The organism is Pseudomonas sp. RIT-PI-AD (assembly GCF_025642785.1).
Lineage (GTDB): Bacteria > Pseudomonadota > Gammaproteobacteria > Pseudomonadales > Pseudomonadaceae > Pseudomonas_T.
Map to the genome: position 1 here is coordinate 71573 of NZ_JANZKU010000006.1, position 14674 is coordinate 86246.

The 14674-nt window shown below is 67.5% G+C and carries 12 protein-coding genes; 11 read left to right on the forward strand and 1 reads right to left on the reverse strand.

Annotated features, from left to right (window positions below; all coding sequences use genetic code 11):
• Positions 1 to 2: 2 nt before the first annotated feature.
• The 5 genes from OGL92_RS07300 (at position 3) to tldD (ending at position 8355) form a co-directional block, all read left to right on the forward strand.
• A complete protein-coding gene (locus OGL92_RS07300) occupies positions 3 to 605 on the forward strand; it encodes a Maf family protein (protein ID WP_263142237.1) in 603 nt (200 codons plus the stop codon).
• A gap of 37 nt (positions 606 to 642) precedes the next feature.
• Entirely contained in the window at positions 643 to 2100 is a 1458-nt protein-coding gene (gene rng / locus OGL92_RS07305) for a ribonuclease G (protein WP_263142240.1), read from the forward strand.
• Positions 2101 to 2136: 36 nt separating this feature from the next.
• On the forward strand, positions 2137 to 5973 hold the full coding sequence (locus tag OGL92_RS07310; RefSeq protein ID WP_263142242.1) for a YhdP family protein: 3837 nt from the start codon (positions 2137 to 2139) through the stop codon (positions 5971 to 5973).
• 61 nt (positions 5974 to 6034) lie between these two features.
• Positions 6035 to 6895, forward strand: coding sequence for a carbon-nitrogen hydrolase family protein (locus tag OGL92_RS07315; protein ID WP_263142244.1), 861 nt, complete (start codon positions 6035 to 6037; stop codon positions 6893 to 6895).
• 2 nt (positions 6896 to 6897) lie between these two features.
• Positions 6898 to 8355, forward strand: a complete 1458-nt coding sequence (tldD, locus tag OGL92_RS07320) for a metalloprotease TldD (RefSeq protein ID WP_263142246.1) — start codon at positions 6898 to 6900, stop codon at positions 8353 to 8355.
• A gap of 96 nt (positions 8356 to 8451) precedes the next feature.
• On the opposite strand, the gene yjgA is transcribed toward tldD, so the two are convergent.
• Positions 8452 to 8973, reverse strand: coding sequence for a ribosome biogenesis factor YjgA (yjgA, locus tag OGL92_RS07325; protein ID WP_263142247.1), 522 nt, complete (start codon positions 8971 to 8973; stop codon positions 8452 to 8454).
• Between the two features lie 98 nt (positions 8974 to 9071).
• Between yjgA and pmbA the strand changes: the two genes are divergently transcribed.
• From pmbA to OGL92_RS07355, 6 genes are all read left to right on the forward strand, one after another.
• Positions 9072 to 10418, forward strand: a complete 1347-nt coding sequence (gene pmbA, locus OGL92_RS07330; protein ID WP_263142249.1) for a metalloprotease PmbA — start codon at positions 9072 to 9074, stop codon at positions 10416 to 10418.
• Between the two features lie 396 nt (positions 10419 to 10814).
• The gene (locus OGL92_RS07335; protein WP_263142251.1) at positions 10815 to 11186 is read left to right on the forward strand and encodes a FagA protein; all 372 of its coding nucleotides are present in this window, start codon (positions 10815 to 10817) and stop codon (positions 11184 to 11186) included.
• A complete protein-coding gene (fumC, locus tag OGL92_RS07340; protein WP_263142253.1) occupies positions 11183 to 12559 on the forward strand; it encodes a class II fumarate hydratase FumC in 1377 nt (458 codons plus the stop codon). Before OGL92_RS07335 ends, fumC begins: the two co-directional genes overlap by 4 nt.
• Before the next feature lie 74 nt (positions 12560 to 12633).
• Positions 12634 to 13080 carry a hypothetical protein gene (locus tag OGL92_RS07345; RefSeq protein ID WP_263142255.1) on the forward strand — a complete coding sequence of 149 codons (447 nt, stop codon included), beginning with the start codon at positions 12634 to 12636 and terminating at the stop codon, positions 13078 to 13080.
• Between the two features lie 10 nt (positions 13081 to 13090).
• Positions 13091 to 13702: a superoxide dismutase gene (locus OGL92_RS07350; protein ID WP_263142258.1), complete on the forward strand. Its 612-nt coding sequence runs from the start codon at positions 13091 to 13093 to the stop codon at positions 13700 to 13702.
• Between the two features lie 155 nt (positions 13703 to 13857).
• Positions 13858 to 14661: a ZIP family metal transporter gene (locus tag OGL92_RS07355; RefSeq protein WP_263142576.1), complete on the forward strand. Its 804-nt coding sequence runs from the start codon at positions 13858 to 13860 to the stop codon at positions 14659 to 14661.
• Positions 14662 to 14674 lie beyond the last annotated feature (13 nt).

Genomic DNA, 14674 nt, shown 5'->3' on the forward strand with positions numbered 1-14674 from the left:
GCATGGCCACGCTCTATCTGGCCTCTGCTTCACCGCGCCGACGCGAGTTATTGGCGCAGATCGGCGTCCCCTGCACCCGGGTGTCCGCCGCCATCGACGAAACGCCCCTGCCCGGTGAGGCTCCCGCGGTGTACGTCGAGCGGCTGGCCCGTGGCAAGGCCCTGGCCGGCCTCGAGGCGCTCGCCGAGCCGGTCCTGGCCTGCGTGCTCGGCGCCGACACGGCGGTGGTGCTGGATGGGCGCATCCTCGGCAAGCCCCTCGACCGCAGCGACGGCCTGGCGATGCTGGCCGCATTGTCCGGTCGCGAGCACGAGGTGCTCACCGCCGTGGCGCTGGCGGACGGCAGGCGCTGCGTGGCGCGGGTGGTGAGCAGCCGGGTGACCTTCCGCCCCCTGCGTCCCGGCGAGGCCGAGGCCTACTGGGCCACCGGCGAGCCCTGCGACAAGGCCGGCGGCTACGGCATCCAGGGTTTCGCCGCGATTTTCGTCGAGCGCCTCCTGGGCAGTTATTCTTCGGTGGTGGGCCTGCCGTTGTGCGAAACGGCGGAACTGCTCGCGGACTTCGGCATCCGTTGTTGGGACGCCGGGTCGGCGGGCCCGGCATGAGCCGCCCGTCCCCTCCAGCCGTACCCAGGGAAAAACCATGAGCGAAGAAATCCTGATCAATATCACGCCGATGGAATCGCGTGTGGCGGTGGTGGAAAACGGGGTGTTGCAGGAGGTCCACGTCGAGCGCACCCAGCGCCGCGGCATCGTCGGCAACATCTATAAGGGCAAGGTGGTGCGGGTACTGCCGGGGATGCAGGCGGCCTTCGTCGATATCGGCCTGGAGCGTGCCGCCTTCATCCACGCATCGGAAATCTCCAGCCGCGAAGGCAGCGCGGTGGAAAGCATCGGCGCCCTGGTCCACGAGGGCCAGGCCCTGGTGGTGCAGGTGACCAAGGACCCGATCGGCAGCAAGGGCGCGCGCTTGACCACCCAGTTATCGATTCCCTCGCGCTACCTGGTGTACATGCCGCGCACCGCCCACGTGGGGATTTCCCTGAAGATCGAGGACGAAGCCGAGCGCGAGCGTCTGAAGAAGGTGGTCGCCGATTGCATCGTCGCCGAGGGCATCGTCGAATCCGGCGGTTTCATCCTGCGCACCGCCGCCGATGGCGCGCGGGCGGAGGAGATTCTTGCCGACATCCGCTACCTGCGCCGCCTCTGGGATCAGATCGCCGCGCAGATGCAGACCGCCGGCGCGCCTTCGGTGATCTACGAGGACCTGTTCCTGGCCCTGCGCACCCTGCGCGACCTGGTGCATCCGAAGATCGAGAAGATCCGCATCGATTCCCGGGAAACCTTCCAGAAGGTCACGCAGTTCGTCGACGAACTGATGCCGGAGATCGCCGATCGCCTGGAACACTATCCCGGCGAGCGGCCGATCTTCGACCTCTATGGCGTCGAGGACGAAATCCAGAAAGCGCTGGAGCGCAAGGTGCTGCTGAAGTCCGGCGGCTACCTGATCATCGACCCGACCGAGGCGATGACCACCATCGACGTCAACACCGGTGCCTTCGTCGGGCACCGCAACCTCGAGGAAACCATCTTCAAGACCAACCTCGAGGCGGCCACCTCCATTGCCCGCCAGCTGCGCCTGCGCAACCTCGGCGGCATCATCATCATCGACTTCATCGACATGGAGGACGAGGAGCACCAGCGGCAGGTCCTGCGCACCCTGGAAAAGCAGTTGGAGCGCGACCACGCGAAAACCAACATCATCGGCATCACCGAGCTCGGCCTGGTGCAGATGACCCGCAAGCGTACCCGCGAAAGCTTGATGCAGAACCTCTGCGAGCCCTGCCCGAGCTGCCAGGGCCGCGGCATGCTGAAGACCGCCGAAACCGTGTGCTACGAAATCTTCCGCGAGATTCTCCGCGAGGCGCGCGCCTACCAGGCGCTGGGCTACCTGGTGCTGGCCAACCAGAAGGTGATCGACCGCCTGCTCGACGAAGAGTCGGGCAACGTCGCCGACCTCGAGGCCTTCATCGGCCGCACCATCAAGTTCCAGGTCGAGGGCATGTATTCCCAGGAGCAGTATGACGTCGTTCTGCTCTGACGCCGGCGCCGCGCCTCGGCGCCGGGGTCGGAGCTGATGGGCCGCTTCGCCACGCTGTCGCTGCGCGTCTTTCGCCTGGGTATCGAGCTGGGCGCATTGGCGTTGGTCCTGCTCGCGCTCTACGTCGCCGTCGGCCGCGAACTGGTGCCCCTGGTGGCGGAGTACCGCGGCGAGTTGGAGGCGCGGGTACGCGAGGCTATCGGCCAGCCGGTGTCCGTCGGCCGCCTGGAGGGCGAATGGAGCGGCTTCGCCCCGCGGGTGATCGCCCGTGACATCGAGGTCGGCGAAGGCGACAGCGCCATCCATCTGGACCGGGTGCGCCTGGTGCCGGCGCTGTGGGACAGCCTGCTAGCGCGCGCCCCGCGCCTGGCTTCGGTCGAGGTCGAAGGCCTGCGCCTGATCCTGCGCGAGGACGCCGAGGGCCATTGGGCGCTGGAAGGCTGGCCGCTGCACGCCGACCGTCCGCCCCTGGACCCGGCCCGGGCGATCGAACTAATGGGGCAGGTGGGCGAGGCGTCGCTGCTGGATAGCCAGGTGACTCTGCAGCCCTTCGGCGGCGATCCCGTCGCCCTCAACTACATCGACCTGACCCTGCGGGGCGGCGCCGACCGCCAGCGCCTGGACGGGCGTCTGACCCTGCCCGACGGACAGCCGCTGGCGCTGCGCCTGCAAACGCGGTTGCACGCGCAGGCCTGGCGCGACAGCGAGGCCGAGCTCTACCTGAGCCTGCCGCAGAGCGACTGGGCGACGCTGTTGCCGGCCAGCCTGACCCGCGACTGGCACGTCGAGCGTTTGCGCCTGGGCGGCGAATTCTGGTTGTCCTGGGCGCAGGGCGCGGTGCAGCGGGGCGTGGGGCGTCTGCACGCGCCGGAAATCCGCGGTGCTTATGCCGAACGGCCCGCGGAAGGGCTACAGGACCTGGCGGTGACCGCGTACCTGAGCCGCGAGGGCGATGATTACCGGCTGCTGCTCGACTCCCTGGCCGCGACGGTGGGCGACACCCGCTGGGGGCCGGTGAAGCTCTCGGTGTATCGACAGCGCGAAACCGACGACGTCCAGGGCGAGTGGCGGGTGGCCGCCGATCGCCTCGACCTGCACCCCCTGGCGACCCTGGTCCGGGCCTGGGCGCCCTTGCCCAAGGCGGCGGAAGAGGCGCTGGTCGCGCTGCGTCCGCGCGGCGCCGTGCGTAACCTCAACCTCGGCTTCCGGCCGCAGCGCGAAGGCGATCAACGGCTGACCTTCTCCGCCAATCTGGAGCGGGTCGCCTTTGCCGCCTACCACGGCGCGCCGGCGGCGGAAAACGTCAGTGGCAGCGTCGCGGGCGACCTTGGCCAGGGCGAGCTGCGCCTCGACACCCGGGATTTCGGCCTGCACCTGGACCAATTGTTCCCGGGCCTCTGGCGCTACCGGGAGGCCCACGCCCGGTTGGGCTGGCGGCTCGACTCGGAGGCCGTCACCCTGGTCAGCCCCTACCTGCAGGTGGTCGGCGACGAGGGCAAGGTCGCCGGCGATTTTCTCATCCGGCTGATGTTCGATCCTCAGGCGGAGGACTACATGGACCTGCGGGTCGGTCTGCGCGAAGGCGATGCGCGCTATACGGAAAAATACCTGCCGACGGTGTCCGGCGCCCTCAGCCCGGCCCTGGCCGACTGGCTCAAGGGGGCCATCAAGGGCGGCGTGGTGGAGCAGGGGTTCTTCCAGTACCAGGGGTCGCTGAACAAGGGCGCCGCCGAGACCGCGCGCAGCCTGAGCCTGTTCTTCAAGGTGCACGATGCCGAGCTGGCCTATCAGCCCGGCTGGCCTGCATTGCAGGAAGGTCGTGGCGAAGTGTTCGTCGAAGACAGCGGCGTGCGGGTGCGCCTCAGCGACGGGCGGATTCTCGACAGCCGGGTCCGCGAGGGACGTGCCGATGTGCCCCACGTCGCGGTCGGCGCCACGCCGCACCTGCTGCTGGACGCCGGCCTGGACAGCAGCGTCGGCGATGGTTTGAAAATCCTCCAGGGTGCCCCGCTGGGCCTCGCCGAGACCTTCGGCGGCTGGCAGGGCGAGGGGGCGCTCGACGGCCGCCTGCGTCTGGACATCCCGTTGGGCAAGGGCGAGGCCCCGAGCGTGGTGGTGGACTTCAAGGCCCAGGACGCCCACCTCAAGCTGGACAAGCCGGACCTGGACCTGCGCCAGGTGAAAGGCGCCTTCCGCTACGACCTGGCCACCGGGCTGAGCGCCGCGGACATCCGCGCCAAGGTGTTCGGCCGCGACGTGCGCGGCAAGGCCCTGGCGGAAGGTCGCAACGGGCAAGCGGTCACCCGGATACAGGCGGACGGCTCGGTGCCGGTCAGCACCCTCGGCGCCTGGCTGGGCGTCGATCCGAAGCGCGCCCTGCCGGTGTCCGGCGAGCTGCCTTACCGGCTGGACCTCGCCATCGGCGCCAACAGCCAACTGCAAGTCGACTCCGACCTGAACGGTGTGGCGATCGACCTGCCGGCCCCCTATGGCAAGAGCGCGCAAGAGCGTCGCGGTAGCCAGTGGCGCATGAGCCTCGGTGGTTCCGAGGCGCATTACGCCGCCACCTACCAGGGGCTCGCCAGCCTGGCTCTGGCCGTGCCGGGCAACGACTTCGCCGCTGCCCGAGGCGAGCTGCGCCTGGGCGGCGATCCCGCGCGTCTGCCGAGTTCGGGCCAGGGCATATGGCTGCGCGGCCAGCTCAGCGAATTCGATCTGGATGCCTGGCAAGAGGCGCGCCAACGCTACCTGGGCGGTGGCGAAGGCGATGGCGGCGCGCAATCCCTGGCAGGCGTGCAGGTGCAGGTGGCCCGCTTCGAAGGCTTCGGCGAGGACCTGGAGAACCTCGGCATCGACCTGACCCGCGCCCAGGCCGGCTGGCGCCTGGGCATCGACAGCGCGTTCCTGCAAGGGCGCGTGCTCATCCCGGATGCCCGCGACGCGCCCGTCGATCTCGACCTCAGCCGCCTGCGCCTGCCGAAACCGCCCAGCGACGACGCGACGGCCGACGCGGCGCCCGATCCGCTGGCCCACTTCGACCCGCGCAGCCTGCCGCCGTTGAATGTGCGCATCGGCCAGGTATCGCTGGGCGACGAGCCCCTTGGCGCCTGGTCCTTCAAGGCGCGGCCGGTGGCCAAGGGCAGCCTGTTCAGCGACATCAGCCTGGCGCTGAAAGGTGTCACCCTGACCGGCAGCGCCGGCTGGGAAGCCACACCGGCCGCCGGTTCTTCCTGGTTCCAGGGGCGCATGGAGGGCGACAACCTCGCCGATGTGCTGCTGGCCTGGAAGTTCGCACCCACCGCGACCAGCGAGCGTTTCCGCCTGGACCTTGACGGCCGCTGGCCGGGTTCGCCCGCCTGGGTGAGCCTGAAGCGGTTTTCCGGCTCCCTGGACGCCAGCCTGCACAACGGGCGTTTCGTCGAGGTGGAGGGTGGCGCCCAGGCGCTGAGGGTGTTCGGCCTGCTGAACTTCAATTCCATCGGCCGTCGCCTGCGCCTGGACTTCTCCGACCTGCTGAGCAAGGGCCTGGCCTATGATCGGGTCAAGGGGCTGCTGGTGGGGAGCGAAGGCGTCTACGTCACCCGCAAGCCCATCGTGCTCGAAGGGCCCTCCAGCGGACTCGAACTGGAGGGCACCCTGGACATGGCCAACGATCGCATCGATGCGCGGCTGCGGGTGAGCCTGCCGGTGACCAACAACCTGCCGATCGCGGCGCTGATCGTCGGGGCACCGGCCATCGGCGGTGCGCTGTTCGTGGTGGATAAGTTGCTGGGCGACAAGGTGGCTCGTTTCGCCAGCGTGCAGTACCGTGTCGAAGGGCCGTGGCAGAGCCCGCAGATCAAGTTCGCCAAACCCTTCGAAAGCGCCGATTGAGCGGTCGCCGTCGAACCGCCGGCGCCGCGTCGCGGCCGCCCCTTTCCCTCGGAGAGCAGCCATGTCCATTGCCGTGATCCAAATGGTCAGCCAGGACGATATCGCCGCCAACCTCGCCAGCGCCGGGCGCCTGCTGGAGCAGGCCGCGGCGCAGGGCGCGCGCCTCGCGGTGTTGCCGGAGAACTTCGCCGCCATGGGTCGCCGCGACCTGGCGGCGGTGGGTCGCGCCGAGGCCCGCGGCGAGGGGCCCATCCTGCCCTGGTTGAAACGGCGTGCCCGCGACCTCAGATTATGGATAGTCGCCGGCACGCTGCCGCTGCCCCCGGATGGGCAGCCGGACGGCCGCGCATGCGCCTGTTCGCTGCTGATCGATGACCAAGGCGAATGCGTGGCGCGCTACGACAAGCTGCATCTGTTCGACGTGGACGTGGCCGACAACCGTGGGCGCTACCGCGAATCCGACGACTATGCTTTCGGTAGCCGGGTGGTGGTGGCGCCGACCCCAGTGGGGAACCTCGGGTTGTCGGTCTGCTACGACTTGCGTTTCCCCGAGCTCTACACGGCATTGCGCGAGGCCGGCGCCGAGCTGATCACCGCCCCTTCGGCGTTCACCGCGGTCACCGGCGCGGCGCACTGGCACGTCCTGGTGCGTGCCCGGGCCATCGAAACCCAGTGCTACCTGCTGGCGGCCGGGCAGGGCGGGCGACATCCCGGCGGGCGCGAGACCTTCGGCCATTCGGCGATCGTCGATCCCTGGGGCCGGGTGCTCGCCGAGCGCGAGCAAGGCGAAGCGGTGCTGCTGGCCACCGTCGACGCGACGGAACTGGCGGCGATCCGGCAGCGCATGCCGATCGCCAGTCACCGACGATTTCTGGCATCGGCCGATCCCCGGCCGATGGTAACGAGACAGGATCTGGATTAGTCATGAGCGATCTGTTGTTAACCGTCGGCGAGCATCTGCTGACCCCCGGCGACCTGAGCATCGAGCGGTTACCCGCGGTGCTCGGCGAACTGGCCGGTCCCGGCATCGACGCCGCCGACCTGTATTTCCAGAGCCACGTATCCGAAACCTGGGTGCTCGAGGACGGCATCGTCAAGGAAGGCAGTTTCAATCTCGACCAAGGGGTGGGCGTGCGTGCGCAGTCGGGTGAAAAGACCGGCTTCGCCTACAGCAATGCGATCACCGCGGAAGCCCTGAGCCAGGCGGCGCGGGCCGCGCGCTCCATCGCCCGCTCGGGCCAGCGTGGCCGCGTGCAGGCGTTCGTCAGCCCTTCGTTCACCGCCCTGTATGCACCGGGCAATCCGCTGGAGGTGCTCGAGCGCGCGGAAAAGGTCGAGCTGCTCAAGCGGATCGACGCCGCCACCCGAGCCCTGGATGCCCGCATCCAGCAGGTCACCGTGAGCCTCGCCGGGGTCTGGGAACGGATTCTGGTCGCGGCGGTAGACGGTAGCCTGGGCGCCGACATTCGTCCCTTGGTGCGCTTCAACGTCAGCGTGATCGTCGAGCAGAACGGTCGTCGCGAACGCGGCGGCCACGGCGGCGGCGCGCGAACCGACTATCGCTATTTCCTGGAGACCGACGGCCAGGGCGAGGAACGCGCCATGGGCTACGCCCGCGAGGCGCTGCGCCAGGCCCTGGTCAACCTCGAAGCCATCCCGGCGCCGGCCGGCACCCTGCCGGTGGTAATGGGGGCGGGCTGGTCCGGCGTACTGCTGCACGAAGCGGTGGGCCATGGCCTGGAAGGCGACTTCAACCGCAAGGGCAGTTCGGCCTACAGCGGGCGCGTCGGCCAGCAGGTGGCGTCCAGCCTGTGCACCATCGTCGACGACGGCACCCTCGCGGGCCGCCGCGGTTCGCTGAGCATGGACGACGAAGGCACGCCCACCCAGTGCACCACCCTGATCGAGAAGGGTGTGCTCAAGGGCTACATGCAGGACAAGCTGAACGCGCGCCTGATGGGCGTGGCCCCCACCGGCAACGGTCGTCGCGAGTCCTATGCGCACCTGCCGATGCCGAGGATGACCAATACCTACATGCTCGCGGGCGAGAGCGACCCCGAAGAGATCATCGCCTCGGTGCAGCGCGGCATCTACTGCGCCAACCTCGGCGGCGGTCAGGTGGACATCACCAGCGGCAAGTTCGTGTTCTCCACCAGCGAGGCCTACCTGATCGAGAACGGCAAGATCACCGCGCCGGTCAAGGGCGCGACTCTGATCGGCAACGGTCCCGAGGCGATGAGCCAGGTGTCCATGGTCGGCAACGACCTGGCGCTGGACAGCGGCGTGGGCACCTGCGGCAAGGACGGCCAGTCGGTCCCGGTGGGCGTGGGTCAGCCGACCCTGAAGATCGACGCCATCACCGTCGGCGGCACCGGCGCCTGAGGCGGCGAGCGCCTCACCCGCTGCCGCTGGAACGGCGCGTCATCGGTCGCCGTCCAGGGCCAGGGCGTGCGTCGCCCGGCTGTAGAGGAAAAGGGATCAGCGCAGGCCGCGTTTGGCTTCGTCCAGTTCGCGGATGTACTTGAAGATTTTGCGCGAGGCGGTGGGCGGTTTTTCCTGGGCGGCTTCGTGTTGCGCCTGGCGCGACAGTTGCCGCAGGTGCTGGCGATCCGCTTCGGGATACTCGACGCAGAAGGCGTCCAGGGCGGCATCGCCGCTGTCGAGCAGGCGGTCGCGCCAACGTTCCAGGGCATGGAAGCGCTCGTTGTATTGCCGGGTCGAGGCATCGAGCTGGTCGACCAGGGCGAGGATGCCCTCGATGTCCTGGTCGCGCATCAGCTTGCCGATGTATTGGATATGGCGTTTCCGCGCGATGTGCGCGGTGTGTTTCGGGGCGTCGGCCAGCGCCCGGCGCAAGGCGTCGCTCAGCGGCAATTTGGCCAGGAGATCCGGCTTGAGGGTGGTCAGGCGTTCACCGAGGTCCTGCAAGGCGTGCAGCTCGCGCTTGACCTGGGATTTGCTCTTCTCGCCGGAGAAGTCGTCGTCGAGGTAATCAGACATGGGGGCGGTCCAATGGAAAACGCCGCCATGATAGCAGCAGGTCACGGACCGCAGGAGGCGCAGACGCCCCGCCGACGTGGCCGCACACGGGAGTTCGTATGAGTTCAGTCGAAAGTATCGGGCCGCAGGCGTTACCGGCGTTGCAGGAACAGGTGGAACGGATCATCGCTGAAGCCGCCCGCCAGGGCGCCAGTGCCTGCGAAGTGGCGGTATCGCTGGAGCAGGGTCTGTCCACCACGGTGCGCCAGCGCGAAGTGGAAACGGTGGAGTTCAATCGCGACGAGGGTTTTGGCATCACCCTGTACCTCGGTCAACGCAAGGGTTCAGCCAGCACGTCGGCCAGCGGCGAAGCGGCCATCCGCGAGACGGTCGCCGCCGCCCTGGCGATCGCCCGGCACACCTCCGAGGACGATTGCGCCGGCCTGGCGGACGCCGCCTTGATGGCGCGCGAATTGCCGGAACTGGACCTCTACCATCCTTGGGCGATTTCGCCGGAGGGCGCCATCGAGAAGGCGCTGGAGTGCGAGGCGGCGGCTTTCGCCACCGACCCGCGCATCACCAAGGCGGACGGCACCAGCCTGAGCACCCACCAGGGGTGCCGCGTGTACGGCAACAGCCACGGCTTCATTGCCGGTTATGCCAGTACCCGGCACAGCCTCAGTTGCGTGATGATCGCCGAGCAGGACGGCCAGATGCAGCGAGACTACTGGTACGACATCAGCCGCCAGGGCGAGGCGCTGGCCGACGCGGCGAGCATCGGCCGCCATGCGGCGCAGCGCAGCGTCAGCCGCCTCGGCGCCCGACCGGTGCCCACCTGCGAGGTACCGGTGCTGTTCGCCGCGGAACTGGCCACCGGGCTGATCGGGCATTTCCTCACCGCGGTGTCCGGCGGCAGCCTGTACCGCAAGTCTTCGTTCCTCGAAGGCTCTCTGGGCCAGCAGCTGTTCCCCGACTGGATGAGCATCGACGAACGCCCGCATCTTCCCCGGGCGCTCGGGAGCGCGGCGTTCGACGGCGACGGCCTGGCAACCTACGCCAAGCCTTTCGTCGATAAGGGCGAGTTGGTTTCCTATATCCTCGGCACCTATTCGGGACGCAAGCTCGGCATGCCCAGCACCGCCAACTCCGGAGGCGTGCACAACCTGTTCGTTAGCCACGGCGACGACGATCAGGCCGCCCTGCTCAAGCGCATGGGGCGTGGTCTGCTGGTCACCGAACTGATGGGGCACGGCCTCAACCTGGTGACCGGGGATTATTCCCGCGGGGCCGGGGGGTACTGGGTCGAGAACGGCGAAATCCAGTTCCCCGTGCAGGAAGTCACCATCGCGGGCAACCTGCGGGACATGTTCCGGCAGATCGTCGCGGTGGGCCGCGACCTGGAGGTGCGCAGCAACATCCGCACCGGCTCGATCCTGATCGAGCGCATGACCGTGGCGGGCCGCTGACCGGCGAGCCGCCCGTAACGAGCGGTTTGCACCCCGGATGAAAGGCGGGATTCGCCATGGTGAAGCGGCCATGGCGATCCTGCCGCCGCGATTGGACATGGATGACATGAGCGCTCGCAACGAGCCTGTCGATCCTGGGTGACCGCTCGGGCCCACCCCTCTGAATTTTCCTTCTATTCCTCTGGCGAATGCCCGTCGCCGAGTGTCCGGCTGCCCGAATTGCGTGCGCTCAGCGATCACGATCACGGCCATTCTCCCGAACATGCCTAGCCAGCGATCGTTAGGTGCGGTCGCTGCAGTCGCGCGTCGTCATCGGAACGCGAAATGACGAATCGATTCTTGATTATCATTTCTATATGCTAATAATTATCAGTTTCCGGCTTCGGGAGTTTTCTCATGCGCAAGCTACCTTCGCTCGACCACTGGCATTGGCTGAAAGCCAAAATACGCTGCGCCCTCGCCGCCGATGAACCGCGCCTGATTCGCCGGTTCATGGTGGAGAGCGAAGCCATGGTGCATTGCGGCCTGTTGCCGTCCTGGCGCGCGGGCGAGACGACCTTCCGCCTGCTGATGGATACGGCCAACGACCGCGCGCTGCCCTGGCACTGGCGCTGCCTGTGCCTGGATCACGCCTACCGACCGCTGAACGATCTGGAGCGTATCGCCGACGCGCCCGAGCGGCGCATGCGCCTGGGCCTGTTGAGCCGCCAGTTGGCGATGACCGAGCTGGCGCCTTCCTACACCTACCTCGAAAGGAACATCTCATGACCTCGACCCGTATCGAGCGCGACAGCATGGGCGAGCTGGCGGTGCCGGCGGAGGCGCTCTACGGCGCCCAGACGCAACGCGCGGTGGACAACTTCCCGATCAGCGGGCAGCGCATGCCGACCCCCTTCATTCGCTCCCTGCTGCTGGCGAAGGCAGCCGCGGCGCGAGCCAACGTCGACCTGGAGCAAATCGCGCCGGCCGTCGGCGACGCCATCGTCGCGGCCTGCCAGCAATTGCTCGCCGAAGATTTCATGGCGCACTTCCCGGTCGACGTGTTCCAGACCGGGTCCGGCACCAGTTCCAACATGAATGCCAACGAAGTGATCGCCACCCTGGCCAGCCGGATCCTTGGCGACGCCGTCAGCCCCAACGACCATGTGAATTGCGGGCAGAGCAGCAACGACATCATTCCCACCACCATCCATGTCAGCGCGGCCCTCGAGGTCAGCGAGCGCCTGTTACCGGCGCTCGGGCACCTGCTGACCGTGCTCTGCGAGAAGTCCCTGGAGGTGCAGCCTTACGTGAAGACCGGCCGCACCCACCTGATGGATGCCATGCCCGTGCGCATGAGCCAGGTGCTGGACGGTTGGGCGCAGCAGATCCAGGCGAATATCGAGCACCTCCGGGCGCTGCTGCCCAGCTTGCAGGCCCTGGCCCAGGGCGGTACGGCGGTCGGCACGGGGATCAATGCCCATCCGCGCTTCGCCGAACGGTTCTGCGTCGAGCTGAACGGGCTCACCGGGTTGCGCTTCGTGCCGGGGGCGAATTTCTTCGCCCTGATCGGCTCGCAGGACACCGCCGTGGCTCTTTCCGGCCAGTTGAAGACCGTCGCCGTCTCGCTGATGAAGATCGCCAACGACCTGCGCTGGATGAACTCCGGGCCTCTGGCCGGGCTCGCCGAGATCGAGCTGGAGGCCCTGCAGCCGGGCTCTTCGATCATGCCGGGCAAGGTCAATCCGGTGATCCCCGAGGCCACCGCCATGGTCGCCGCCCAAGTGATCGGCAACGACGCCACCATCGCCATTGCCGGCCAGTCCGGCAATTTCGAGCTGAACGTGATGCTGCCGGTGATCGCCGACAACCTGCTGGGCAGCATCGGGCTGCTCAGCACATCCAGCCGCCTGCTCGCCGACCGGGCCATCGCCGGCTTCAAGGTCAATGGCCCCAAATTGCAGGAGGCACTCGAACGCAACCCGATTCTGGTGACCGCTCTCAACCCGATCATCGGCTACCTGAAGGCTGCGGAAATCGCCAAGCAGGCCTATCGGGAAGGGCGTCCGATCATCGACGTGGCTGCCGAGAACACCTCGCTGAGCCGTGAGGAGCTCGAGCGTCTGCTTAATCCGGAAGCCCTGACCGCGGGCGGGCTTTAACGATCGCATTTTGCGCCGGGCAGGTTCTGGCCCGGCGATCTTTCCATGAAGCCCGTCAGGGCAGGAGCTCGAATATGGAGCAGTGGAAACGCACCATCGAAGCGGGAAACCGTTGTTTCAAAGCTGGGGATTGGGTGGAGGCCCGCGAACATTACCTGCAGGCGCTGGCCCTGGCCCAGGTCCTGTTCCAGCGTTGGATGGATGCCGACGCCGCCGTCGCGGCGTTCGTCATTTCCCATCACAACCTGGCCGATCTGCACCTGATGCTTGGTCAGCCCGAGGAAACCGCAGAAAACCTGTGTGCCGGTCACGAGCGACTTTTGCAGGCCATGGCCGACGAGACCTTGCCCCAGCCATTGCGTGACGCGGCCTTGCGCCACAGCCGTGCCACCTACATGGAGCTTTTGCATTTCATCAGCGAGCACGGGGCGTATCCCCGCACCGACCGGCTGCTGGGTCATGCCGCCGATGATCAGCCGCGCCACCCCCGGTCGCCCGCCCTGGCCGACCGCCATCACTGAGGACACCAACATGCCTTACGTCTTGCCTGCATTGCCCTACGCCTACGACGCCCTGGAACCGCACATCGATGCGCAGACCATGGAAATCCACCACAGCAAGCATCACCAGACCTACGTCAACAACCTCAACGCGGCGCTGGAAGGCCAGGCCCTGGCCGAACTGCCGGTCGAGGTGCTGCTCACCCGCCTGAACGAGGTGCCCGAGGCCCAGCGTGGTGCGGTGATCAACAACGGCGGCGGGCATGCCAACCATTCTCTGTTCTGGACCGTCATGTCGCCCACGGGCGGCGGCGAGCCGGTCGGCGAGGTGGCGGCCGCCATCGCGACCGAACTCGGAGGCTTCGCCACCTTCAAAGAGTTATTCACCAAGGCCGCGCTGACACGTTTCGGCAGTGGCTGGGCCTGGCTCAGCGTGACGCCCGCGAAGAAACTCGTGGTCGAAAGCAGCGGTAACCAGGACAGCCCGCTGATGCAAGGCAACGTGCCGATTCTTGGCCTGGACGTGTGGGAACACGCCTATTATCTGAGGTACCAGAACCGTCGGCCGGAATACATTGGCGCCTTCTACAACGTCATCGACTGGGAAGAAGTGAACAAGCGTTATCGTCAGGCGCTGACCTGAGGTCGCGATCCATTAGCCCGCGTGCCGGCTCCATGCCGGCCGCTGCATAGAAGGGCCCCATGCGTAACCTGACATCACTCCGTTCCTCGAATAGTCGTACCGGACGTTATGCATTCGGTCTCTGCCTGGTGCTGCTGGGGTTTTCCCTGCTGCTGATGCAGGCCACTCATACCGTGTCCCAGGCGCTCGATCCACGAATCTGGAATGCGCTTCGCGGCGGGGGGCTGTGTGCCTTGGGCACCGCCCTGGGGGCATTGCCGGTCCTCTGCCTGCACCGGATTTCCGAACGCGTATCCGATGCCTTGCTGGGCTTCGGCGGCGGCGTGATGCTGGCGGCGACCGTCTTTTCCTTGTTGATGCCTGCGCTGGGGGCGGCCCGTGACCTGGGTTTTTCCGCGTGGGGCGCGGGGTTCCTGGCGAGCCTCGGCCTGCTGATCGGTGCCAGCGCCCTGTTCGGCCTGGGCCGATTGCTGCCGCAGCAGTCCCTGGAAATAGGCAGTGGGCCCGATGCCCATGTCCTGGCGCCACGCATCCTGCTGTTCGTCGTCGCGATCGTCCTGCATAACATTCCCGAAGGCATGGCTGTCGGGGTATCGGCCGGTGCCGGGTTGCCCGGTTCGGAAAGCCTGGCGATGGGCATCGCGCTGCAGGATCTGCCGGAAGGCTTGATCATTTCGCTGGTGCTCGCCGGTGCGGGCATGTCGCGCGGCAGGGCCTTGCTGATCGGAGCCGCCTCGGGTCTGGTGGAGCCTCTGGCCGCGGTGGTCTGCGCCTGGCTGATGGGCGTGTCGGCGCTGCTGTTGCCCTGGGGCCTTGCATTCGCGGCCGGCGCGATGCTGTTCGCCGTGACTCACGAGCTCATACCGGAATCCCACCGCAAGGGGCACGGCACCGAGGCGAGCATGGGGCTGGCGGTGGGGTTCTGTCTGATGATGGTGCTGGATACCGCGCTGGGATGAGGTCGCAAACGAC